The following is a 23381-nucleotide window of genomic DNA, read 5'->3' as shown; positions in this document are numbered from 1 at the left end:
GGTGCATGGCAGGCGTGTCATCATATCTTATATAAGACATAAGACAAATTGACGAATCAGGGTTTTCGCGGGTACACTCGAAAGCTGTTTGCTTGCACTTGTGGCTTTGTCTGAACAAAGACCGCCAGCGCGGGTCCGGTGCGCCGGACGGCCTTGCCGACATGGATGTTGGCAGCGGACCGCAACGCTTGTTTTCAACACTTCGGAGTTTTCCACCATGAGCAAAAAGCCCGTCCGCGTTGCCGTCACCGGCGCAGCAGGTCAAATCGGTTACGCATTGTTGTTCCGCATCGCCTCCGGCGAAATGCTGGGCAAAGACCAGCCTGTCATCCTGCAATTGCTCGAAGTGCCTGTCGAAGGCCCACAAAAAGCCCTCAAGGGCGTGATGATGGAACTCGAAGACTGCGCATTCCCTCTGTTGGTGGGCATGGAAGCCCATGGCGACCCGATGACCGCCTTCAAGGATGTGGACTACGCTTTGCTGGTGGGTTCGCGCCCACGCGGCCCTGGCATGGAGCGTGCCGAGTTGCTGGCCATCAACGGCGCCATCTTCACCGCACAAGGCAAGGCCCTGAACGCCGTGGCTTCGCGTGACGTGAAAGTGCTGGTCGTGGGCAACCCCGCCAACACCAATGCCTACATCGCCATGAAGGCGGCTCCTGACTTGAAGCCCGGCAACTTCACCGCCATGCTGCGTCTGGACCACAACCGCGCCCTGTCGCAAATCGCTGCCAAGACTGGCAAGGCCGTGGCTGACATCGAAAAACTGTGCGTCTGGGGCAACCACTCGCCCACCATGTACGCCGACTACCGTTTCGCCACGATCAAGGGCGAATCTGTCAAGGCCATGATCAACGACCAGGAATGGAACGCCAACGTGTTCTTGCCCACCGTGGGCAAACGCGGCGCGGCCATCATCGAAGCCCGTGGCCTGTCCTCGGCAGCATCGGCCGCCAACGCCGCCATCGACCACATGCGCGACTGGGCCTTGGGCACCAACGGCAAGTGGGTCACCATGGGTATCCCATCACAAGGCTGGTACGGCATTCCTAAAGACGTCATGTTCGGCTTCCCTGTGACCTGCGAAAACGGCGAGTACAAAGTCGTGGAAGGTCTGGAAATTGACGCCTTCAGCCAAGGCTGCATCGACAAGACGCTCAAAGAGCTGACCGACGAGCAAGCTGGCGTCGCTCACCTGATCTGATTCAGGGCAGAGTTGTCAAAGTGAGTCATCCACGCCACATTTTGCTGGGGGCACAAGCCGGGAGCGTTCAGCTGCCGGTCTGTGACCATTACAGCGGGGTGGAGGCGCGGATGCGCAAGAGCCTGCAGCTGCAGGCCGAGATGACGCAAGAGTTTGGCACCTGCGTTTTTGATGTCACCCTGGACTGTGAAGACGGTGCGCCCGTCGGTGGCGAAGCCGAACACGCGGCGCTGGTGACCGAGCTGGCACTGTCGACCAAAGCCGCTCGCGCCGACGCGCGCATCGCGGTGCGGGTCCACCCGGTGGACCACACCAGTTTTGAAGCCGACATGAGCCACATCGCTGGCCGGGCTGGCCGCGTTTTGACGCACATCATGGTGCCCAAAGTCGAGAGCGTGGCCGATGTGGACCGCGTTCAAGCCGCCTTGATCACGGCAGGCGCCGGCCATTTGCCGGTGCATGTGCTGATCGAGTCGCCCGCTGCCGTGCACCAGGCCTTTGACATCGCCGCACACCCCCGCGTGCAGTCGATCAGCTTTGGCCTGATGGATTTTGTGTCGGCCCATGCGGGTGCCATTCCCGCCGAGGGCATGGGCATTCAGGGGCAATTTACACACCCCTTGGTGATGCGCGCCAAGCTCGAGATTGCCAGCGCCTGCCACGCCCATGGCAAAGTACCCTCGCATTGCGTGGTCACCGAATTCAAGAACACCGACGCCATTCGCTCGGCGGCCCAAAAGGCCGCCCGTGAGCTGGGTTACACCCGCATGTGGAGCATCCACCCCGATCAGATTCGCCCCATCCTGGAGGCCATGGCCCCCAGCGAGCAGCAAATTGACCAGGCCAGCCAAATCATCCTGGCCGCCCAAGCCGCCGACTGGGCACCCATCAGCCACGCTGGTCAATTGCATGACCGGGCCAGTTACCGTTTTTTCTGGCAACTGATCGAGCGCGCGCACCAGACAGGTCGCCATTTACCTTCCCCGATGCAGGCTTTGTTGGATGTGGCCCCCATGAGCGCGCAGCGCAGCCTGTCATGATGCCCGCAGTCTTCAAAGGATTGTCCATGCTCAAGCGCCTTGTTGTTCTGGTCTGCGCCATGCTGCTGCTGCCTGCCTGGGCGCAAAGCCAGGGCCATTCCGGCGCCAAAGCAAAGCCCCCTCAAACGTCTGCGCAGGCCAAGGCCCGTGCGGCCGCCGACCTCACGGCACGCCTGCAGGCCCGCGCCATTGCCGAGGCGCAGGCCCAGTCAGCCGCCTTGGCCCAGCACTCCAGGCCGCCGACCGCACAGCTGCCAGCTGCTGCGGCCTCAGCCAATGTCGTGCCCAGCTTCGTGTCGGCCGCTCAGCCCAGCCATGTACAGGCTCCTGCGCCGATGCAGCCTTTGCCTGCTTGGACTGAGTTGCCGTCCCAGCGCAGCGATGCACCTGCTGCACCGATCTTGGTTGCAGTGCCCGCCATGGCCGACTCCCCCACGGTGTCTGCGGCGCAGCCGCTGACACCTTCAACGACCGGTTTGGCTACGCCTGCATCTGAGGCCCTGAGCGCCTCAGATCCGATGTCGCAAGACCTGGCCATCGCCCAGCAAATTCACCAAGGCCTCATGCCTTGTGAGCTCGGGGCCAGCGTGCGTGTCCAAGCCGATGCAGCGGCACCGGGCTACTTCCATGTGCAGGGCAAAGGCTTCCGTTACCGCATGTACCCCGTGCGCACCAGCACCGGTGCCCTGCGCCTTGAGGACCCCAAAGCCGGTGCCGTGTGGCTGCAGCTGGCCAACAAGTCCATGCTGATGGACCAGAAAAAAGGCCGCCGCGTGGCCGACGACTGTGCACATCCCGAACAAGTGGCTTATGGCCAACAGATGAAAACCAACCCTCCGCCCAGCCTGTTTGACAAAACCGGCATGGGCAGATCCAACGATTGACTTTGACTGACCGGAGAAAAAACCATGTTGAACGCGTACCGTGAACACGCAGCCGAACGCGCTGCCTTGGGCATCCCGCCCTTGCCTCTTGATGCCAAGCAAGTGGCCGATCTGATCGAGCTGATCAAGAACCCGCCCGCTGGCGAAGACGCCTTTTTGATGGACCTGCTCACGCACCGCGTGCCACCCGGCGTGGATGACGCCGCCAAGGTCAAAGCTTCCTTCCTGGCCGCAGTGGCGCACGGCGAACTGAGCGTCGCCCTGGTCTCCAAAGCCAAGGCCACAGAGCTGCTCGGCACCATGGTGGGTGGCTACAACGTGCACCCCCTGATCGAGTTGCTCGACAGCGCCGAAGTGGCTGGTGTGGCCGCCGAGGCCCTGAAGAAAACTTTGTTGATGTTCGACTTCTTCAACGACGTCGCTGAAAAAGCCAAGGCTGGCAACGCCAAGGCCAAAGAAGTCATGCAAAGCTGGGCCGAGGCCGAGTGGTTCACCAGCCGCCCCGAAGTCGAGAAAAAAATCACGGTCACTGTGTTCAAGGTGCCTGGCGAGACCAACACCGACGACCTGTCGCCCGCGCCCGACGCCTGGAGCCGCCCCGACATCCCGTTGCACTACCTGGCCATGCTCAAGAACACCCGCCCTGGCGCGGCGTTCAAGCCCGAAGAAGACGGCAAGCGCGGCCCCATGCAGTTCATCGACGACCTGAAGAAAAAAGGCCATTTGGTGGCCTACGTGGGCGACGTGGTCGGCACCGGCTCCAGCCGCAAGTCGGCCACCAACAGCGTGATCTGGGCCACCGGCCAAGACATCCCGTTTGTGCCCAACAAGCGTTTTGGTGGCGTGACCTTGGGCGGCAAGATCGCCCCCATCTTCTTCAACACCCAAGAAGATTCCGGCGCATTGCCGATCGAAGTGGACGTGTCCCAGCTGGAGATGGGCGACGTCATCGACATCCTGCCCTATGACGGCAAGATCGTGAAAAACGGCGCCACCGTCACCGAGTTCAAACTCAAGAGCGATGTGCTCTTTGACGAAGTGCGCGCCGGCGGCCGCATCAACCTGATCATCGGCCGCAGCCTGACCGCCAAGGCCCGCGAATTCCTGGGCCTGCCTGCGTCCACCGTGTTCCGTTTGCCCTCCGTGCCCGCTTCGACCAAAGCTGGTTTCACGCTGGCGCAGAAGATGGTCGGCCGTGCGGTCGGTTTGCCAGAAGGCCAGGGCGTACGTCCCGGCACTTATTGCGAACCCAAGATGACCACCGTGGGCTCGCAAGACACCACCGGCCCGATGACCCGCGACGAGTTGAAAGACTTGGCCTGCTTGGGCTTCAGCGCCGACATGGTGATGCAGTCCTTCTGCCACACCGCTGCTTACCCCAAGGCCGTGGACGTCAAGACCCACCGCGAACTGCCGGCCTTCATCAGCAACCGCGGCGGCGTGTCCCTGCGCCCCGGTGACGGCGTGATCCACAGCTGGCTCAACCGCCTGTTGTTGCCCGACACCGTCGGTACCGGTGGCGACTCGCACACCCGTTTCCCCATCGGCATTTCCTTCCCCGCAGGCTCTGGCTTGGTGGCCTTTGGTGCCGCCACCGGCGTGATGCCGCTGGACATGCCCGAGTCGGTGTTGGTGCGTTTCAAAGGCGAAATGCAGCCCGGCGTGACCCTGCGCGACTTGGTGCACGCGATCCCGCTGTACGCGATCAAGAAGGGCCTTTTGACTGTGGCCAAGTCCGGCAAGATCAACGAGTTCTCCGGCCGCATCCTGGAAATCGAAGGCCTGCCCAACCTGAAGGTCGAGCAAGCGTTTGAATTGTCTGACGCCTCAGCCGAGCGCTCGGCCGCCGGTTGCACGATCAAGCTCAACAAAGAGCCGGTCGAGGAATACCTGAAGTCCAACATCGTGCTCATGCAAAACATGATCGCCAACGGCTACGAAGACAAGCGCACGCTGCAGCGCCGCATTGAAAAGGTCCAGGCCTGGCTCGACGCGCCCAACCTGCTCGAAGCCGACAAGGACGCTGAGTACGCGCACGTCATCGAGATCGACATGAACGAGATCAAAGAGCCGATCCTGTGCTGCCCCAACGATCCGGACGACGCCAAGTTCTTGTCCGACGTGGCCGGCACCAAGATCGACGAAGCCTTTATCGGTTCGTGCATGACCAACATCGGTCACTTCCGCGCCGCGGCCAAGCTGCTCGGCGGCAGCCGCGACATCCCCGTCAAGCTGTGGGTCGCCCCACCGACCAAGATGGACGAGAGCGAGCTGATCAAAGAAGGCCACTACGCCAACTTCGGCGCCGCCGGTGCCCGCACCGAAATGCCCGGCTGCTCGCTGTGCATGGGCAACCAAGCCCAAGTGCGCGAAGGTGCCACGGTGGTGTCCACCAGCACCCGCAACTTCCCCAACCGCTTGGGCAAGAACACCAACGTGTTCTTGGCCTCGGCCGAGTTGGCAGCGATCGCGTCCAAGCTGGGTCACATCCCGACAGTTGCCGAGTACCACGAAGCCATGGGCATCGTGAACAAGGACGGCGCAGCGATCTACAAGTACCTGAACTTCAACCAGATTGAAGAGTACGTGGAGAACGCCAAGGGTGTGACCGCCTGAGTGGTCACGGCTCCTTGAATGAAAAACGGCCCTTCGGGGCCGTTTTTTTGCGTGGTCCGGCTGGGGAGAGGTTTGCACAAGACCGCGCATTTGTGCTGTATTCATGCTGCGGCTGTCTGTCTGTCTGTCTGTCTGTCTGTCTGGCTGGCTGGCTCGCTCGCACGCACCGTCACCACTTCAACGGTCTGTTGGCACTAAATTCGCCCTTCAGTCCCGCCGTAGCGGCGCAGGCATAGGTCGCAGCGGTGCAATCGGCGCCTGTTAGAACCGAGCCAGCCAACACAGTGTCGGGAAAAGACAACCTCCAACCCATACCAAGCTTGCCCAGCCGGTTTCGCCCAAACACCCGGCGCATTAACTGTGGGCGAAGTTCATCGCCCGCATCTACGAGGTATTCCCGCTACTGTGCTCCCTTTATAGGGGGTAAATACTCATCATCGCCTTCTTCACGCCCGGCGTTGATATCCGGCAAATACTGGAGCACATTGGGGAGGAGGTGGAGCTGCCGCTCATTACCCATGCACGCGGGCCACCGCTGTGGTTCGGCGCTGATGCTCAAGCGGTGAGCGCATGGAGCCATCCCAAGACTGGGGTGAAGTGGCTCAATTGGCACCGGACTTTGAGGTTGATCAGCGCGTTAGTTTTTTTGGGGGGACAACAGCGGTTTGACAACCAGTACGAGGCAGGCTGCTCAGGTTACTGCCCAAAATGGGTCATACCGAAAAATATCTGGCAACTGTCTCGGAGATAGCACCCAAGCAGACCCAATGTTCATGCTTGTGATGCCCGAACCCTGTGCCATCCATGTGCTTATGTTGTTGGATCTCGCATCCGTAAATCGTAATAAAGAAAATATGAAAAAATTTATCAATACCAAGTGGTAAAAAAATTTGTATTATGAGCTATTTGTAAATGAAAATAAGCGTCTTGAATTTGGCCCGAGCACAACGAAAGTCGCTGTGAAAGCCGAAGAGTCAGCACTGCTGCACAACTACAACAACGGAACCGAACTAGGCAAAGCAGCCGCACGAGCTGACTTGTTTTCGGTCGAGAAACAGAAGGCGGCTTGAGCCGTAGCGACGATTTAAAGGTGGGCAGGGAGATGAAAGAAGAAAAACCACAGTGGTCAAACGAGCTGCTGCAGTTTGAGTACTGCAACGCGCGCGGGGAGGTGTCGTTCCGGCACTTGATCGCCTGGTCCGAAGTCGGCCACTACATCAAAGGCAAAGGGTTGGGTGACACCTACCCATTGACCTACCGCAAAGACAGGGTGGTGAGGTACATCGACGCATCTGAGGGCCTGCTTGCCGTGCCTCACGTAAAGCCGCCACCAAGGCCATCGGCCACATCAATCAAAGAAGATCGCCCTCAGATCTTGTTCACCGGCTTTGCGGCCAAGCGAAGGGTAGCACTGGAAGCCATGGCCACTGGCGCGGGCTTGCGGGTTGTGTCCACGGTCACACAGGGCTTGAACTACATCTGCGGTGGACCCAATGCGGGGCCGAAAAAAGTGGAGCAGGCACGGGCGCAAAACTGCTGGGTGTTGGATGAAGGTCAGTATTTGGTTTTTGTGGAAACGGGTGAATTGCTGGATGGGTCTGTGGATTTACCCGTAGACACGCGCCAGCCGCTGGAGTTTGAGTACCGGTTTAAGGAAGGGCAATGCCGCTCTGTGAAATTGGTGGACTGGATTGAGGTTGGCCGCTACGTTGAAGGCAGCGACACGTCCGATGGTTTGTGGAAGTTTTTCAGGATCGATCTCATCGATTTTTATCACCACAATGGTGCCCGTTTGTTGAAGAACCCGATCCAGCCCTCGCCCCCGTCGCCGATGTCACAGCCTTTGTCCACGCTGCAGCTGCGCGTCATTGGCTACAAGACGCTGACCCCTGATCAAAAGGACCCCAAGCAAATTGAATTGGAGGCACTGGCCCAAGCGCACCAGTTTCAGGTGGTTCAGTCGCAGACAAAGAATTTGACGTATCTGGTTTGTGGCCCGGGGCACAGCCCCATGGTTGCCAAGCGTGCGCGTGAGGCGGGGTGTTATTTGCTAACGCCTGACCAGCTGCCAAGCCTTGCTGCAACAGGCGTGTTGCAGGATTCGCAAACGCCACCACGCAGCGAGGGGCTTCATATCGAAAGGTTGGGACTCGAATACGACAGACATTTCGAACCTTGGGCATTTGACATCCAGATACAGCATTGGCCTGCGTTGGGTGTTTCATTGGGCAATTTCATCGAGGCAGGTGGCGCACAAGCCGATGAGGTGGCAAATGGTTCTGAAAGTCAGGCGCAAACCTACCAGGCATGGAGCCGGATTCACCATTGGTATGACTTCCATGTGGGTGATGTTTTCTATTTGAAATCTGACAAGTCCGTGTATCTGCATGTTGCCGATATGAGTGATTCGGAAATTCTGGAAATACATCAGGGCGTGGTGGGTGAAGCTGGATCTCGCCGCGCTTATGCCGCAAAAGATGAACAGTTTGCGTATTGGCTTCGGACAGGCCACAGGCCCGATGCCTTGCAGCCTGTTTATCAGGGCAACAGCAAAGCCGGTTTGTTGGCTTGGCAGTTGGCCAGTTCATAAAAAAGGGGAGATTCATGGAAAGCGAAAATCACGCGCATGTGCAAAGCGCAATGGCCAAGCGTCAACTGGTCAAGTCCACCGAAATGCTGCTGGGCATGGTCACGGCTATGGTGGCCGATGACCACCTGCATGACAAAGAAATCAAGTTGCTTTCCACCTGGTTGAGCGAAAACCAAGAGGTGGCACAGCATTGGCCAAGCAGCGTGATTGCCATGCTGATCCAAGAGGTCTTGTCCGATGGTGTCATCACCGAAGTGGAGCGGACCCATTTGCTGACGGTGCTGAGTGACTTTTCTGTCAATGGCTTCGCGGAGACCGGCTCGGCCAGCGCTGAGGTGTTGAAGTTGCCGATCGATGACGATGCGCCTGTGGCGATCGCAGGCCGCAACGTGTGCCACACTGGCACCTTTGTTTTTGGTACTCGCTCAGCCTGCGAACGACTGACTGAAAAGGCTGGTGGTTTCGCGCAAGACGGGATCACCCGCAAAACCCATGTCCTGGTGGTGGGGTCGTTGGTGACGCGTGATTGGGTGCACACCTCTTTTGGTCGAAAGATTCAAAAGGCTGCTGAGCTCCAACTGGATGGCGTGCCGATTTCGATCATTTCTGAAAACCGTTGGACACAGCTGCTTTCGGCTTGATAAATGACAAGCCCTGCAACCACAACTCAAGGTACGCCCCAGTGTGTTTTGGGGTGATGCAATGAATCGTAAAAATATCTAAAAATCACGTAGATAAACGCATGACCAAACGATCTGAAAATTCGATACCTGCGCAACTCATTTACATCAGGTCTGATGAAGATGCTTGGCGCTATCTGAAGGCTGCAATCAACAATGAAAAATTGCCAGAGCGTGTGCAGCTTATTTTTGATGGGTGGCCCAGTTTTAAGGTAAAAGTCAAAGGTAAAGATTGGAATGGAACAGTGCCCACACGGGTGATGTCACCATTGCTGGATTTGCAGAAAGATTTGCATCGGTTGTTCGCGCAAATCAACTACGGGACCGAAGATTTAAGGAAGATCAACGATCAAGACAAGGACATCTTGGAATTGATCGTCAGCGTCAAAAAGGGCTCATCAGACTATGATGCGCCGATTGACGCTCAATTGACCGAGCTAGGAAAAAGAGCAATCGACAAAATGGACTCAAAACACCTCATGATCACTCTTCTTGGCGCAGCCCTTGTATGGGGTGGTGTCGAGGTAAGTAAGTCATTGATCGCCTCAAAGCAGGCCGAAAAAAATGTTGAGCAAACAATTGAGCTTTCCAAGCAAGAAACCGAAAGGTTGAAAATATTTGCAAAGGCTGTTGAGCAGAGGCCCGTTGTTGGAAGTGTCAGATCAGACTTTGAAGTTACTCAAAATAAGATACTGAAAACCCTCAAGCCTGGTGATGAGATCGGTACTCAAGGTGTTACTCTAAACAGCACACAGGCAGCTGCAATCACACACAACGAGCGATCTGGGTCAAAAGATTTGAATCTTGATGAGGACTTTTATGTGTTGGCCAATGATGCATCTCGTGCGACTGGATTTCGCATCAAGTTACATAGGCTTGCGGATGGGAAGCAATTTCTTGCGGATGTGCCGATTGAATTGAGTCAAGATGAGCAATCCCTGATCCAAGCTGCTGAGTGGAGCAGGAGCAGCAGGCGAGTGAGGCTGCAGATTCAAGCTGTGGAACGTCATGGGCGCATCTCTCAAGCTACTGTTTATGGGGCGCAGCAATCAGATAATAAATTAGCTCAGAAAAAATCATAAAGCTTGAAACATCCTCCCTGCATGGACCGCCCAGGCCATGCCCTCCAGCCCGCACCGGCCGCGCCCGTGCGAGTTCTTTTATTCTTCATCTTCCATCCCGTCGTCGTCCACCGGCTCGGTGTCAAACTCTTCGCCGGTCTCGCTCGGGTTTCCCACCAAGGCGTTCAGCTCGAAGTCTATTTTGTGGTGAACCCTTGGTTTTAAAGGCGAAATGCAGCCCGGCGTGACCCTGCGCGATTTGGTGCACGCTATTCCCTTGTATGCCATCAAGAAGGGCCTGCTCACCGTGGCCAAGTCCGGCAAGATCAACGAGTTCTCCGGCCGCATCCTGGAAATCGAAGGCCTGCCCAACCTGAAGGTCGAGCAAGCGTTTGAATTGTCCGACGCCTCTGCCGAGCGCTCGGCCGCCGGTTGCACGATCAAGCTGAACAAAGAGCCGGTCGAGGAGTACCTGAAGTCCAACATCGTGCTCATGCAAAACATGATCGCCAACGGCTACGAAGACAAGCGCACGCTGCAGCGCCGCATCGAGAAGGTCCAGGCCTGGCTCGACGCGCCCAACCTGCTCGAGGCCGACAAGGACGCCGAGTACGCGCACGTCATCGAGATCGACATGAACGAGATCAAAGAGCCGATCCTGTGCTGCCCCAACGACCCTGACGACGCCAAGTTCTTGTCCGACGTGGCCGGCACCAAGATCGACGAAGCCTTTATCGGTTCGTGCATGACCAACATCGGTCACTTCCGCGCCGCGGCCAAGCTGCTCGGCGGCAGCCGCGACATCCCCGTCAAGCTGTGGGTCGCCCCACCGACCAAGATGGACGAGAGCGAGCTGATCAAAGAAGGCCACTACGCCAACTTCGGCGCCGCCGGTGCCCGCACCGAAATGCCCGGCTGCTCGCTGTGCATGGGCAACCAAGCCCAAGTGCGCGAAGGTGCCACGGTGGTGTCCACCAGCACCCGCAACTTCCCCAACCGCTTGGGCAAGAACACCAACGTGTTCTTGGCCTCGGCCGAGTTGGCAGCGATCGCGTCCAAGCTGGGTCACATCCCGACAGTTGCCGAGTACCACGAAGCCATGGGCATCGTGAACAAGGACGGCGCAGCGATCTACAAGTACCTGAACTTCAACCAGATTGAAGAGTACGTGGAGAACGCCAAGGGTGTGACCGCTTAAGCGATCGTCCCTCCCTGAAAGCACAAACGGCCCTTTGGGGCCGTTTGTGTTGGTGATCACAGAGGATGTGATCGCTGCATCAGTCCCTTATCCACTTGATTTCTCTACCCTCTTGCTGAACCCTTGCAGGGTTTCGACAATCACTGACATCTGTTTGGCCCACTTAGGCTCGCTGTATTTTCTGACCGATTGCCTCACCCTTGAGGGGGCATAAGCACCTCTTGGAGACTTTTCAATGGCTTTTGCTTTTCGCGGCCTCAGGGTTTGCACTTTACTCACCGCCATGGTCTTGATGACCGCGGCGCAAGCTCAATCCGATTGTCGGCCAGCGCCTGCGGGCGTGGCCCAGTTGCTTGAAATTCGACCCGGCTTTCATCGGGTCCGAGGGCCATTGGCCGAATTCGATCCCTGCCACCGTTCTGTTCAATTGTCGATGCCAGGTCTTTTTGCGGACAAGCTGGCCGACAAGCCACCTTTGATGATCATTGCCCACGGGGGTAATGGACCTGGCTCAGCCGAGCTGGAAATGGTTCGCCGGATGAATGCGCGAGGCGTAGCCACCTTGTTATTTGATGCCTATGAGATGAACGGTTTTCAGTACCGTGGCACCTCGTTGTTTTTGACCGGCACCACCAATGAATCGCGCCAGCGCATGATCTTCAAAGCCACCTTGGGTGCTTATGACTGGATTCGACAAAACGCCCGCATTGACACCACACGCCTTTACATTCACGGTTTGTCCAACGGTGGCAGTGTGGCGTTGAACATGGCTGCTGTGGTGGATCCCGCGCATGTCCGCATGGTGTTTTCTGAGGGGGCGCCTTCGGCCGGCATCGGCATGCCTGATCAGATCCGGGTGCCTCTGAAAATGGTGTTCGGCAAGATCGACAACTATGGCGGCAGAACGGCAGACGACTGGATGCACCTGCGCACCGACCCCTGTGTGGTGAACCTGCCCGCCGAGGGCGCGGCGCCAGGCACGGCCCAGCGCTGCAGCCTTCAGGTCAATCCAACGGCGCAGGGACTTTCGCCTTACCAATGGGGAGAACAACTCAAGGCCGAGGGGCAGCCGGTGGAATTTTGGTTTTACGATGAAGCGGCGCACGGGTTGTTGGCGGGACCGATCGATCGAGGGATGCGCACTTACGGTTCCGGGCCCACGGCTTCCCAACGCTTTGGCTGGATTGGTGCGAGTTCCAACGCAGCCAACCGTTTTGTCGCTGACCTGACAAAGGCCATCAAAGCAAGCTACCTGTAAATCTGACGCTGATGGGTGCCGAAAATGCCGTGGTTTGGGGTCGTCTCGACAGTGCTTTCGAAGGGCAGGGCAGACGCAGGAGCTCTTCGTTGATTCATCGGACATGTCCCAGCAGCAACCATGGTCAATGGTCGTCGCTCTGAAGAATGCTCGCACAGAGCGTAAGGTGAAGGTCATTTTTTTGGAGAACCTATGCTCAATCGTCGCCATTTCTTAGGCACAGGCCTTGCCGGTGCAAGCGCCTTGACCTTTTCCTCCGTTTGGTCGCAAAACACCCCCCAGTTCGGCGCGCCCGAATTGCCCTCGGTGGGTTTCAAGCGCATGAAGCTTGGCACGATGGAGGTGATTGCCTTGAACGACGGTGCTGTGCGGCGTCCGCTGGGCCAGGAGTTTGTGCCTGCCGTGCCGCTGGACCAGGTCAAGGCCTTGCTGGCATCACAAAACCTGCCCACCGATTACATCGACGTGCCCTACACCCCGTTTTTGTTGATCAACGGTAACCAGCGCTATTTGTTTGACACCGGATTTGCCGACAACGGCCCACCCACCACGGGTAAGTTGCTGGGTAACCTGGCCGCTGCGGGTTTCAAGCCTGAAGACATCAACAACGTGGTGCTGAGCCACTTTCATGGCGACCACATCAACGGCTTGCGCTTCAAAAACGGCAGCCTGGTCTACCCCAATGCCCGCGTGCATGTGCCGGCCCCCGAGCACGCATTCTGGACAGACGAAGCCCGCATCGCGGCAGCACCAGCAGGCATGCAAGGCGCTTTTGGGGCTGTCAAACGTGCCTTGACGGGTTTGACGGCAGACCAACTGGTCAAGTTCGAACCTGGCAGCAACGTGGCCCCTGGCATCCAGTCGGTCGCCGCCTTTGGTCATACCCCGGGCCACACCTTGTTCACGGTGCGCTCCGAGGGCCAGTCCTTTGCCTACGTGGCCGACATCACCAACGTGCCGTCCCTGTTCGCCCGCAACCCCGACTGGGCGGTGCTCTTTGACATGAACCCCGAAATGGCCCGCCAAAGCCGCCGCAAGATCTTTGACATGCTGGTCAAGGAAAAAATGATGGCCGGTGGTTTCCACTTCCCCTTCCCGGCCTTTGGCACCATCACGCCCTCGGGCAACGGTTACCAGTTTGTGCCCGTGGCCTGATTCACCACATCAGCCGCACGCAACCAAAGCCCGGGTCTGACAGCCCGGGTTTTTTTGTGTCCGTTTTGGACAGTGGTAGGCCGACTGCTTGGCTACCATGTTCGCTGTGCTCAGCGACAGGACCCCAAGGGGGCTTCGCATTCCCAGTTTTTCGGAGACCTCACCATGAAAACCACCACCCTGGGCAAAAGCCCCCTGAAAGTGTCCCGCCTGTGCCTGGGCACCATGATGTTTGGGGACCAAACACCGTTGGAAGATGCGCGAGCCATCGTGGCCGATGCGCAAGAAAAAGGCTGCAACTTCATCGACACTGCTGACGTTTACACGCTCGGGAAATCCGAAGAGATCGTGGGCCAGGTGCTGAAAGGTCAGCGCCACCAATGGGTGTTGGCCAGCAAGGTGGGCAATGCGATGTCAGAAGAGCCCAACCACAAGGGCTATTCGCGCAGCTGGATGCTGCGCGCCTGCGAGGGCAGCTTGCGCCGTCTGGACACCGACCACCTGGACATTTACTACCTGCACCGCGACTACAACGGCATGAACCTCGAAGAGCCCTTGCGTGCCATCGAGGCTTTGCTGCGCGACGGCAAGATCCGCTACTGGGGCATGTCCAATTTCCGGGGCTGGCGCATCGCCGAGATGGTCAACATGGCCCGCCAGATGAACATGCCCGGCCCGGTGGTGTGCCAGCCTTATTACAACCTGCTCAACCGCTTGCCCGAGGTGGAAATTCTGGAGGCCTGCGGGCATTACGGCTTGGGTGTGGTGCCCTACAGCCCCGTTGCACGCGGCGTGCTCACGGGCAAATACGCGCCCGGCCAAACGCCCGCAGAGGGCAGCCGCGCCGCCCGGGGCGACAAGCGCATTCTGGAGACCGAATTCCGTGAAGAGTCGCTGCAGATTGCGCAAACGCTGCGCCAGCATTGCGAGGCCAAAGGCGTGTCGCTGGCGCACTTTGCCACCGCCTGGGTGCTGGCCAATCGCCATGTGAGCGCCGTCATTGCCGGGCCCCGCACGCTGGTGCAGTGGCAAGACTACGCAGGCGCTTTGGAGGTGAGCATCACTGCCGAAGACGAAGCCCTGGTCAACAGCTTGGTGGCCCCCGGGCACCCGTCCACGCCGGGGTACAACGACCCGTCTTACCCCTTGAACGGGCGCTGAAATCCGCGTGTCTGATGTTCACTGTCTATCGAAGTGAGCATCGATCAACAGCGGCGGTGTTGACAAACTCCGTCAAATTTCTGTACAGTCTGTACGGAAATCAAGGAGTTGGCCATGTCAGACACCCCGCAATATGGACTCGAACAAGCCCGGGCGCAGCTGCCGCTCATCGCCTCTGAGGCGGTGGCGGGCTACAGCAGTGTGATCACGCGCCACGGCAAACCGGTGGCGGTGGTGGTGCCGGTGGCGCAGTGGCGTGAGGAACAAGCTCGCTCTTTGCAGCAAGGCGGTGTGCTGGCCTTGCGGGGTTCGGGCCGAGGCCTGTGGCCGGAGGGTGCGGCCTCCGCGGTCGCGCAGCTGCGCGATGAGTGGGCCTGAGCGGTGGTGGCCCGTGGCCGTGTTTCGGCGTCTATCTGGGGCGGTTTGAGCGAAGGCGCCACGGTGCTCGTGGACACCGCCCCCTGGATTTACCTGCTCGAAGACCATGCCGAATTCGCACCCCGTTTTGTGGGCCTGTTCGAAGCCGCAGAGCGCGGCCAGATCCAACTGGCCTTGAGCACTGTGACTTTGGCCGAAGTGTTGACCGGCCCTTTCAAGGCGGGCCAAACGGCCTTGGCCAAACGCTACGAGACGGCGCTGGGCGCTTACCAGGTGGTGCCCTTGTCGGCGGCGGTGGCCAGTTTGGCGGCGCAGTTGCGGGTGCAATACCGCCTCAAATTGCCCGATGCGGTGCAGCTGGCCTCGGCGCTGCAGATCGGCGCGTCGGCCTTGGTCACGCATGACCGGGACTTTTCTGCGGTGCAGGGTTTGCCGGTGCTGATGGGCACTTGAACCCCCTTCATGCCTCGCAGTGGCCAAGATTTGAAATGAGGTCTTCGCGCACAATCCCAGCATGACAAACATGGCGCACAAACAGTTGTTGATCGCAGGCGGCGGCATTGGCGGCCTGGCCGCTGCTGTGGCGTGTGCACAGCGTGGCGTACCGGTGCAGTTGCTCGAGCGCGCAGCGCAGCTCAGCGAGGTGGGGGCTGGCATCCAGATTGGGCCGAATGTGACGCGCATCTTGCAGACCTGGGGTCTGGGTGTGGCGCTGGCGCAGGTGGCGGCTTTCCCCAAGCAGTTGCAAGCGCGCGATGCGCAAACTGGGCAGGTGCTGGGCAACTTGCCTTTGGGCGAGCGGGCGCAGACACGTTACGGCGCGCCTTACGCCACCATCCACCGCGCCGATTTGCAGGGCTTGCTGCAGCGGGCAGCCCAAAGTGCTGGGGTGAACCTGCGGCTGGGGCAGACCGTGCAAGGCTGGCAGGGTAGCGAAGCGGCTTTGCAAGTGAACACGTTGGAAGGCCTGAGCCTTCAGGCCAGCGCCCTGATCGGGGCCGACGGCGTGTGGAGCGCGGTGCGCCAGCAACTGCTGGGCGATGTCCCGGCGCGCTTTACCGGGCACCTGGCTTACCGGGCGCTGGTGGCCCAGGCCGACTTACCCGCGCATTTGCGCAGCGACCAAGTCACCGTGTGGATGGGGCCGCGACTGCATGTGGTGCATTACCCAGTGCGCAGTGGGCAATGGCTCAACCTCGTGGCCATCGTGCACGGTGCCAAACCCGAGCAAGATCAAGACTGGGACCAGGCCGGGCACACCCAGGCGCTGATTCAGGCCATGGGCGCGGTGGGCCGCGATTTGCACGAGCGTTTGGCATCGGTGCCCGCCTGGCGGCAATGGGCGCTGCATGACCGAGCGCCTGTGAGCAGGGCCAGCGACATGGCGCAAGGCCGCGTGGCTTTGCTGGGTGATGCGGCGCACCCCATGCGGCCGTATTTGGCGCAGGGCGCGGGCATGGCCATCGAAGACGCACAAGCCTTGGCGCAGTGCCTGAGTGTGGGCAACGCGACGGTGCCGGAGCAGCTAAAGGCCTATGCCCAAGCACGCTGGGCGCGCAACGCCCGCGTGCAAGCGCGCGCCATCCGCAACGGCCACATCTTCCACGCCATCGGCCCCGTGGCTTGGGGACGAAACCTGTCGATGCGACTGATGGGCGAGCGGGTGATGGATGTGCCTTGGTTGTATGGGAGCGGAGCATCACTCGACCGGTGAATACCGAGCTTTCTGGCCAGCATGTTTGGGGCTGAATTAACGTCATAACCTGCCAGCGCCAAGACTTTGCCGTTTGCCAGATTTCCCCTGTACATTCGCTGGCGCGCATTGAGATGCACTCAGACACATTCAAATTTTCAGGGACTTTTTTCATGACACCACGTCCATCCACCGCATGCACCTCAGCTTGGGTGCGCACCGCCTGCATGAGTACGGTTTTCGCCTCTTTGGGGCTTGCCCAAGCAGCCTGGGCGCAGAACACCGATTTGTCGGCCTGCATGGCCGAGTTGCGCCCGGCTGCGCGCAGCGGCAAAGTGAGCGACGCCACCTGGGCGCGCCACACAGTGGGGCTGCAGGCCGACTTCAGTGTCATTGAAAAACTGAACTTCCAACCCGAATTTCGCACGGCCATTTGGGACTACATGTCGGCCTTGGTGGACGAGGAGCGTGTGTCCGATGGCAAGGCCCGTCTGACTGAACACCGCCAGGCGCTCGAACGGGCCGAGCAACGCTTTGGTGTGGACCCGGCCACGGTGGTCGCGGTTTGGGGCGTAGAAAGCAATTTTGGCCAGACCTTTGGCAAATACCCGCTGGTGCAGGCGCTGGGCACGCTGGCGTGTCACGGGCGGCGGCAAAGTTATTTCCGGGGCGAGTTTTTTGCTGCGCTGCGCATTTTGCAGGCCGGCCACATCGCGCCCGAGCGTTTTGTGGGTTCGTGGGCGGGGGCCTTTGGCCACACCCAGTTCATGCCCAGCACTTTCGAGCGCCTGGCGGTGGACTTTGATGGCGACGGCCGCGCAGACTTGATGGACAGCACCGTGGACGCGCTGGGTTCGACCGCCAACTTTTTGGCCCGTGCGGGTTGGCAAAGTGGCTTGCCTTGGGGCATTGAAGTCAAGCTGCCCGCTGGCATCTCTTTGGCAGGCGAGGGCCGCCGCAGCAAACGCCCGGTGGCCGATTGGGCCGCGCGGGGCGTGCGCCGGGTGGACGGTTCGGCCTTGCCCGCCAATTTGGGCTCGGTCGGTTTGCTGACGCTGGCCGGTGTCAATGGCCCTGCCTTTTTGGTCACGCGCAACTTTGACGCGCTCTACAGTTACAACGCGGCCGAGAGCTATGGCCTGGCCATTGCCCACCTGAGCGATCGCCTGCGCGGCGCTGGCCCCTTCGCCACGCCTTGGCCCACCGATGACGCGGGCCTGTCCCGCGCCGAGCGGCGCGAGTTGCAAGGCCTGCTGGTGATGCGCGGCCACGACATCGGCCCGGTGGATGGCATGTTGGGCGACAAAACGCGCGAAGCGATCCGCGCCGAACAAAAGCGCTTGGGGCTAGAGGTCAATGGCCGAGGCGGCCAGAAAATCCTCAAGGCTTTGCGCGGGGGGTGATTCACTCTGGGGCTGAGTTCACACCTTCAGCGGCAAAGCCCTCTGCCGTTTGCCGGTCAAAGCAAACAGCGCATTGCCCACGGCCGGGGCCAGCGGCGGTACGGCCGGTTCGCCCACGCCCGCCGGGTGGCGGGTGCTGGGCACGATGTGGGTTTCCACAACCGGGGCCTGGCTGAGTGTGACCATGGGGTAGCTCGGAAAATTGCTTTGCTGCACCACGCCGCCCACGATGTCGATTTGGCCGAACAGCGCGGCACTCAACGCGTAGACCACGCTGCTTTGCATTTGCTGGGCCACGGTGTCGGGGTTGACCACGGTGCCGCAGTCGATGGCGCAGACCACCCGGTGCACACGGATCTGGCCTTGCTCGACCGAAACTTCGGCCACTTGCGCCACGATGGAGCCAAAGGATTTGTGCAGCGCGATACCTTGCGCACGACCTGCGGGCAAAGCCTTGCCCCAGCCTGCTTGTTTTGCAGCCAGCTGCAGCACGGCCGCATAACGCGGCGCGTCTTTCAACAGCTTCAGGCGAAAAGCCAGCGGGTCTTGTTTTGTGGCCAAGGCCAGTTCGTCAATGAAGCTTTCCGAGAAAAAAGCGTTGTGCGAATGGCCTACCGAGCGCCAGAAGCCCACGGGCACGCCAGACTTGGTGGCCACATGGCTCATGTGCTGGTTCAAAAAGCCGTAGGGCAGATCGAACAGGCCCTCGGAAGTGGTTTTGTCGGGCATGTCGATGGGACCCGACAAGTGCGGCGCGGCCCGTGCCATCCAGCGCGGGGTGATGGCGTCGCCCGCCGACTTGATGCGCAAGCTGCTGACTTCGCCTTGCGCGTCGATGGACGCCTGGAATTTGGCCAGGTGCATCGGGCGGTAAAAGTCGTGGGTCATGTCTTCTTCGCGCGACCAGACCAGCTGCACGGGCGCGCCCTTGCTGGCCATGGCCACTTGCACGGCCTGCCCGACAAAGTCGACCTCCAGCCTGCGACCAAAGCCGCCGCCGAGCAGCGTCACATGCACGGTGACTTGCTCCTCTTTGACCCCCGCCACTTTGGCGGCCATGGCACGCGCCATTTGTGGCACCTGCGTGGGCACCCAAACTTCGACTTTGCCGTCTTTCACCTGTGCCGTGCAGTTCATCGGCTCCATGGTGGCGTGGGCCAAGTAGGGCGCTTGGAATAGCGCATCGATGCGGCTGGCCGCCGTTTGTTCGGCTTTGAGTGGCAGGCCTTGCTCGTGGAATGTGAAGCCGCTTTCGGTGTTCAGGGCCTTGAGCAGATCGGCCTGGATACGGGTGGTGTCGGCTGCACCTGGTGCACCTGCAGCAGCTGTGGGCCACTGCACCTTCACGGCTTGTGCGCCTTGGCGGGCCTGCCAGGTGTTGCTGGCCACGACGGCCAAACCGCCTGTGCCGCCGCCCCAAGCGTCCAGCGCCACCACCTGGCTCACGCCCGGCAAGGCCAGTGCGGCCTGGGTGTCCATGGTGGCGGATGCGCCACCCAGCACCGGGTTCATGCGCACGGCCGCAAACAGCAGGCCGGGCAAGCGCACGTCCATACCGAATTGCGCTTGGCCCGTGACTTTGGCTGGGATGTCGCTGCGCGCGGCGTTTTGGCCGATCAGCTTCCAGTCCTGACGGGCTTTGGGGGTGATGTTGGCCGGGGTGCTGCCTGCAGCGGCTGCGCCCATTTGGCCGTAGTGCGCCTTTTGGCCCGAGGCGTGTTGCATCACGCCATCGCGCACGGTGATCTCGCTGGCGGGCACTTTCCAGGCGGCGGCAGCGGCTTGCACCAGGCTGGTGCGTGCGGTGGCGGCGGCCATGCGCAGCGGCTCCCACAGGTCGGCCACCGAAGACGATCCGCCTGTGGCGTTGATGCCCAGCTCGCGGGCGATCTTGCCCACCATCCACTCGGCCAGTTTGATCTTGGCGGGTTTTTCGCCTTCGCTGTCCAGCGGGTGAAAGGGGAGGCTGGCCACCAGCATGGCCACGTTGCCGTAAATGCTGTCGGCCCCGGCTTGTTCCAGGCGCACGCGGGCGAGGGGCACGTCCAGCTCTTCGGCCACCAGCATGGCCAGCGCGGTGTGCACGCCTTGGCCCATTTCGCTGCGCGGCATGGCCAGCATCACCGCGCCATCGGCGGCGATCTTGATCCAGCCATTCAGCGCCACATCGCCTTGCGTGGGCAGCATCAATTCGGGTGAACCCAGGCGTGAGCGGGCAGGCATCGCACCCCAGCCCACCACGAGTGCGCCAGTTGCGCCCAAGGCGCTCAAAATCCAGGTGCGGCGTTTCATGCGGCACCGCCTTTCTTCATGGCAGCAGCCGCCCGGTGAATGGCGGCGCGCACGCGCTGGTAAGTGCCGCAGCGGCAAAGGTTGGTCATGGCGGCGTCGATGTCGGCGTCGCTGGGGTTGTGGTTTTTGTCCAGCAGTGCGGCCGCGGCCATCAGCATGCCGCTTTGGCAGTAACCGCATTGCGGCACCTGCTCGGCGATCCACGCGCTTTGCAGGGGGTGGGGCTTTTCTGCCGTGCCCAAGGATTCGATGGTTTTGATTGGTTGGTTCGCCACCGCAGACGCGGGCGTCACGCAAGAGCGCACGGGCTGCCCGTCCACATGCACGGTGCAGGCCCCGCAAGCGGCGATGCCGCAGCCGAATTTGGTGCCCGTGAGATTCAGTTCATCGCGCAGCACCCACAGCAGGGGTGTGCTGGGGTCAGCGGTGGCGGTGCGGCTTTGGCCGTTGATGTTCAGTTGCAAGTCGTATCCTCTGTGATGGAAGCAGGCATGTTAGTGCAATTGAATGCACTTCTTTGTCGCTGGTAGATCTGCGCTGGGTGAGTCACTTCACAGCTGCGTGCGCAGCGTCCAGATTTCCGGAAAGAGCACGGTGTCCAGCATCTTGCGCAAATAGCTCACGCCGCCCGTGCCGCCGGTGCCGCGCTTGAAGCCGATCACGCGCTCCACCGTGGTCACATGCCGAAAGCGCCAGAGGCGAAAAGCGTCTTCCAGATCGGTGAGTTCTTCGCCCAGCTGGTACAGGTCCCAGTGCTGCTGCGGGTTGCGGTAGACCACGAGCCAGGCGTTTTCGACCGCAACGCTTGCCGGGTAGGGCTCTCGCCAGTCGCGTTGGGTGTGGCTGCTCGGCACATCGAGGCCTCGGCGTTGCAGCAGTCGCAGGCATTCGTCGTAGAGCGAGGGCGCTTCGTAAGCGGCCTGCACGGTGGCCGACAGGTCGGGGCGGTGCGCGTGGGGTTGCAGCATGGCCGCGTTTTTGTTGCCCATCGCAAACTCGATGCAGCGGTATTGCCAGCTTTGAAAACCGCTCGACTGCGCCAAGTAGGGGCGGATGGCGCTGTATTCGGGCGGCGTCATGGTGGCCAGCACGTCCCAGGCGTGCACCAGCTGCTCCATGATGCGGCTGACGCGGGCGAGTTTTTTGAAGGCGTCGGGCAACTGGTCTTGCGCAATGCCCGCCATGGCTGCCTGCAGCTCGTGCAGCATCAGCTTCATCCACAGTTCGCTGGTTTGGTGCTGCACGATGAACAGCATCTCGTTGTGGTCGGGCGAGAGCGGTTGTTGCGCGTTGAGGATGGCGTCGAGTTGCAGGTAGTCGCCGTAACTCATGCGGCCGTCAAAGTCGAGCTGCGCTTTTTCATCGTGCACGATGCGCTCGCCTGTGGCATCGCCTGCTGCGGCGCTGGCGCTGGCTGTGGTGGAGGCGGAGGCGGATGCGGAGGCAGAGGAGAAAGGGCAGGAACTCATGGCAGGCCTTTCATGTCACAGCGTTCTTTTGTGCAAAGCGGGCGTCTTGCCACTCGCCACTTTGCATGACCTGGTACAGGTGTTCTGCGGCCTGCCACACGTCGGCATAGCCCACATACAGCGGCGTGAAACCAAAGCGCAAGATGTCAGCATTTACGCCGCCATCGCCCGCCCTGAAGTCACCGATCACACCGCGTGCGATCAGGGCTTGCACGATGGCGTAGGCGCCTTCGGCGCGGGTCAGGCTCACTTGCGAGCCGCGCAGGGCTTCTTCGGCCGGGGTGGCGATGCCAAAACCGTGGCCGTGCAATCGCGTGCGCACCAGTTGCATGAACAGGCCCGTGAGGGCCAGCGATTTTTGGCGCAGCGCGGACATGCCGCCCAGCGCCTCGGCGGCCAAAAAGGCGTCCAGGCCGCAGTCGAGGGCCGTGAGGCTCAAGATGGGTTGGGTGCCGCATTGGTAGCGGGTGATGCCTTGGGCGGGTTGGTAATCCGGTGTGAAAGCAAAGGGCGCAGCATGGCCCCACCAGCCGGCCAGGGGCTGCCAAAAGCGGTCGGTGTGTTCAGGGCGTACCCACACAAAAGCCGGAGCGCCGGGGCCGCCATTGAGGTATTTGTAGCCACAGCCCACCGCAAAGTCGGCCCCTGCGCCGTTCAGGTCAACGGGCACGGCACCTGCGCTGTGCGCCAAGTCCCACACGGTGAGGATGCCCTGCGCATGAGCCTGGGCGGTGACGGCCTGCATGTTGTGCATGGCCCCGGTGCGGTAGTTCACATGGGTGAGCATGAGCACCGCCACATCGGCTTGCAATGCAGCTGCAATTTCGTCGGCTTCGACCAGTTGCAGGGTGTAGCCGCGTTCTTTGCACAAGGCTTCTGCGATGTACAGGTCAGTCGGAAAGTTGCTGCGCTCGCTGACGATTTTGGTTTTGTGCGGGTGGTCGGCTTTGGCGATGTGCAGCGCTGCGGCCAACACTTTGAACAGGTTGATCGAGGTGCTGTCCGCCGCGATCACTTCGCCAGGCTGGGCACCGATGACGCGGGCAATTTTGTCGCCCACGCGTTGGGGCAGGGTGAACCAGCCTGCGGTGTTCCAGCTTTTGATCAGGTCGGTGCCCCATTCGTGCGTCACGGCATGGGCCACGCGGGCTGGGGCGGTTTTGGGCAGCACGCCCAGCGAGTTGCCGTCCAGATAAATCACGCCAGCGGGCAGGTCAAATTGTTCGCGCAACGCGCGCAGCGGGTCTTGCGCGTCCAGCAGTTCGCAGTCTTGCAAGGTGGGGGTGAGGTTCATCATGT

18 protein-coding genes and 1 pseudogene are annotated in these 23381 nt (G+C 60.5%); 15 read left to right on the top strand and 4 right to left on the bottom strand.

The genetic code is table 11. The features are described from left to right. Positions 1-217 precede the first annotated feature (217 nt). The 15 genes and pseudogenes from QZ190_RS12055 to QZ190_RS11985 all read left to right on the top strand — a co-directional run bounded on the left by QZ190_RS12055 (position 218) and on the right by QZ190_RS11985 (position 18321). Positions 218-1204 carry a malate dehydrogenase gene (locus QZ190_RS12055; protein WP_291916610.1) on the top strand — a complete coding sequence of 329 codons (987 nt, stop codon included), beginning with the start codon at positions 218-220 and terminating at the stop codon, positions 1202-1204. Between the two features lie 110 nt (positions 1205-1314). Then, positions 1315-2244, top strand: a complete 930-nt coding sequence (locus QZ190_RS12050) for an aldolase/citrate lyase family protein (protein WP_291921357.1) — start codon at positions 1315-1317, stop codon at positions 2242-2244. A gap of 26 nt (positions 2245-2270) precedes the next feature. Then, a complete protein-coding gene (locus tag QZ190_RS12045) occupies positions 2271-3128 on the top strand; it encodes a hypothetical protein (RefSeq protein ID WP_291916606.1) in 858 nt (285 codons plus the stop codon). A gap of 24 nt (positions 3129-3152) precedes the next feature. After that, positions 3153-5744, top strand: a complete 2592-nt coding sequence (gene acnB, locus QZ190_RS12040) for a bifunctional aconitate hydratase 2/2-methylisocitrate dehydratase (protein ID WP_291916603.1) — start codon at positions 3153-3155, stop codon at positions 5742-5744. Between the two features lie 1066 nt (positions 5745-6810). Beyond that, the gene (locus QZ190_RS12035) at positions 6811-8334 is read left to right on the top strand and encodes a BRCT domain-containing protein (protein ID WP_291916602.1); all 1524 of its coding nucleotides are present in this window, start codon (positions 6811-6813) and stop codon (positions 8332-8334) included. Between the two features lie 14 nt (positions 8335-8348). Next, positions 8349-8975, top strand: a complete 627-nt coding sequence (locus QZ190_RS12030) for a BRCT domain-containing protein (protein ID WP_291916601.1) — start codon at positions 8349-8351, stop codon at positions 8973-8975. A gap of 101 nt (positions 8976-9076) precedes the next feature. After that, on the top strand, positions 9077-10096 hold the full coding sequence (locus QZ190_RS12025) for a hypothetical protein (RefSeq protein WP_291916598.1): 1020 nt from the start codon (positions 9077-9079) through the stop codon (positions 10094-10096). A 109-nt stretch (positions 10097-10205) separates the two neighbouring features. Then, positions 10206-11273: pseudogene (locus QZ190_RS12020) on the top strand (aconitase family protein); the annotation flags it as partial. 583 nt (positions 11274-11856) lie between these two features. Further along, positions 11857-12531: a hypothetical protein gene (locus QZ190_RS12015; protein WP_291916596.1), complete on the top strand. Its 675-nt coding sequence runs from the start codon at positions 11857-11859 to the stop codon at positions 12529-12531. Positions 12532-12774: 243 nt separating this feature from the next. Continuing rightward, positions 12775-13686: an MBL fold metallo-hydrolase gene (locus tag QZ190_RS12010; RefSeq protein WP_367114242.1), complete on the top strand. Its 912-nt coding sequence runs from the start codon at positions 12775-12777 to the stop codon at positions 13684-13686. 165 nt (positions 13687-13851) lie between these two features. After that, positions 13852-14847 (top strand): aldo/keto reductase, encoded by a 996-nt coding sequence (locus QZ190_RS12005; protein WP_291916592.1) that lies wholly within the window; start codon positions 13852-13854, stop codon positions 14845-14847. A 114-nt stretch (positions 14848-14961) separates the two neighbouring features. Next, positions 14962-15225, top strand: coding sequence for a type II toxin-antitoxin system prevent-host-death family antitoxin (locus QZ190_RS12000; protein ID WP_291916590.1), 264 nt, complete (start codon positions 14962-14964; stop codon positions 15223-15225). A gap of 45 nt (positions 15226-15270) precedes the next feature. After that, complete coding sequence (locus tag QZ190_RS11995; protein WP_291916588.1) at positions 15271-15678, top strand: PIN domain-containing protein; 408 nt, start codon at positions 15271-15273, stop codon at positions 15676-15678. A gap of 61 nt (positions 15679-15739) precedes the next feature. Then, the gene (locus QZ190_RS11990; protein WP_291916585.1) at positions 15740-16939 is read left to right on the top strand and encodes an FAD-dependent monooxygenase; all 1200 of its coding nucleotides are present in this window, start codon (positions 15740-15742) and stop codon (positions 16937-16939) included. Between the two features lie 152 nt (positions 16940-17091). Beyond that, complete coding sequence (locus tag QZ190_RS11985) at positions 17092-18321, top strand: lytic murein transglycosylase (RefSeq protein ID WP_291916583.1); 1230 nt, start codon at positions 17092-17094, stop codon at positions 18319-18321. Between the two features lie 18 nt (positions 18322-18339). Here the strand turns inward: QZ190_RS11985 and QZ190_RS11980 are convergent, their stop codons facing one another. The 4 genes from QZ190_RS11980 to kynU form a co-directional block, all read right to left on the bottom strand. Continuing rightward, a complete protein-coding gene (locus tag QZ190_RS11980; RefSeq protein ID WP_291916581.1) occupies positions 18340-20613 on the bottom strand; it encodes a xanthine dehydrogenase family protein molybdopterin-binding subunit in 2274 nt (757 codons plus the stop codon). Beyond that, entirely contained in the window at positions 20610-21077 is a 468-nt protein-coding gene (locus QZ190_RS11975) for a (2Fe-2S)-binding protein (RefSeq protein ID WP_291916579.1), read from the bottom strand. Before QZ190_RS11975 ends, QZ190_RS11980 begins: the two co-directional genes overlap by 4 nt. Before the next feature lie 87 nt (positions 21078-21164). Next, on the bottom strand, positions 21165-22082 hold the full coding sequence (gene kynA / locus QZ190_RS11970) for a tryptophan 2,3-dioxygenase (protein WP_291916577.1): 918 nt from the start codon (positions 22080-22082) through the stop codon (positions 21165-21167). Between the two features lie 10 nt (positions 22083-22092). Then, positions 22093-23376, bottom strand: coding sequence for a kynureninase (gene kynU, locus QZ190_RS11965; RefSeq protein ID WP_291916575.1), 1284 nt, complete (start codon positions 23374-23376; stop codon positions 22093-22095). Positions 23377-23381: the final 5 nt, after the last annotated feature.

The sequence above is a fragment of the Limnohabitans sp. genome (genome assembly GCF_017848645.1).
In the GTDB taxonomy this organism is placed as follows: Bacteria; Pseudomonadota; Gammaproteobacteria; order Burkholderiales; family Burkholderiaceae_C; genus Limnohabitans_A.
Note: the sequence above shows the minus strand (reverse complement) of the source record. Positions and strands in the feature narration are given on the sequence as shown.

Bases quoted from the DNA above. Each gene is read 5' to 3' on its own strand.
- QZ190_RS11980 (WP_291916581.1), bottom strand. From the start codon at position 20,613: ATGAAACGCCGCACCTGGATTTTGAGCGCCTTGGGCGCAACTGGCGCA.
- kynU (WP_291916575.1), bottom strand. From the start codon at position 23,376: ATGAACCTCACCCCCACCTTGCAAGACTGCGAACTGCTGGACGCGCAA.
- QZ190_RS12055 (WP_291916610.1), top strand. From the start codon at position 218: ATGAGCAAAAAGCCCGTCCGCGTTGCCGTCACCGGCGCAGCAGGTCAA.
- acnB (WP_291916603.1), top strand. From the start codon at position 3,153: ATGTTGAACGCGTACCGTGAACACGCAGCCGAACGCGCTGCCTTGGGC.
- QZ190_RS11985 (WP_291916583.1), top strand. From the start codon at position 17,092: ATGACACCACGTCCATCCACCGCATGCACCTCAGCTTGGGTGCGCACC.
- QZ190_RS12025 (WP_291916598.1), top strand. From the start codon at position 9,077: ATGACCAAACGATCTGAAAATTCGATACCTGCGCAACTCATTTACATC.
- QZ190_RS12000 (WP_291916590.1), top strand. From the start codon at position 14,962: ATGTCAGACACCCCGCAATATGGACTCGAACAAGCCCGGGCGCAGCTG.
- QZ190_RS12005 (WP_291916592.1), top strand. From the start codon at position 13,852: ATGAAAACCACCACCCTGGGCAAAAGCCCCCTGAAAGTGTCCCGCCTG.
- QZ190_RS12050 (WP_291921357.1), top strand. From the start codon at position 1,315: ATGCGCAAGAGCCTGCAGCTGCAGGCCGAGATGACGCAAGAGTTTGGC.
- QZ190_RS12030 (WP_291916601.1), top strand. From the start codon at position 8,349: ATGGAAAGCGAAAATCACGCGCATGTGCAAAGCGCAATGGCCAAGCGT.
- QZ190_RS12045 (WP_291916606.1), top strand. From the start codon at position 2,271: ATGCTCAAGCGCCTTGTTGTTCTGGTCTGCGCCATGCTGCTGCTGCCT.
- QZ190_RS12015 (WP_291916596.1), top strand. From the start codon at position 11,857: ATGAACGGTTTTCAGTACCGTGGCACCTCGTTGTTTTTGACCGGCACC.
- kynA (WP_291916577.1), bottom strand. From the start codon at position 22,082: ATGAGTTCCTGCCCTTTCTCCTCTGCCTCCGCATCCGCCTCCGCCTCC.
- QZ190_RS11990 (WP_291916585.1), top strand. From the start codon at position 15,740: ATGACAAACATGGCGCACAAACAGTTGTTGATCGCAGGCGGCGGCATT.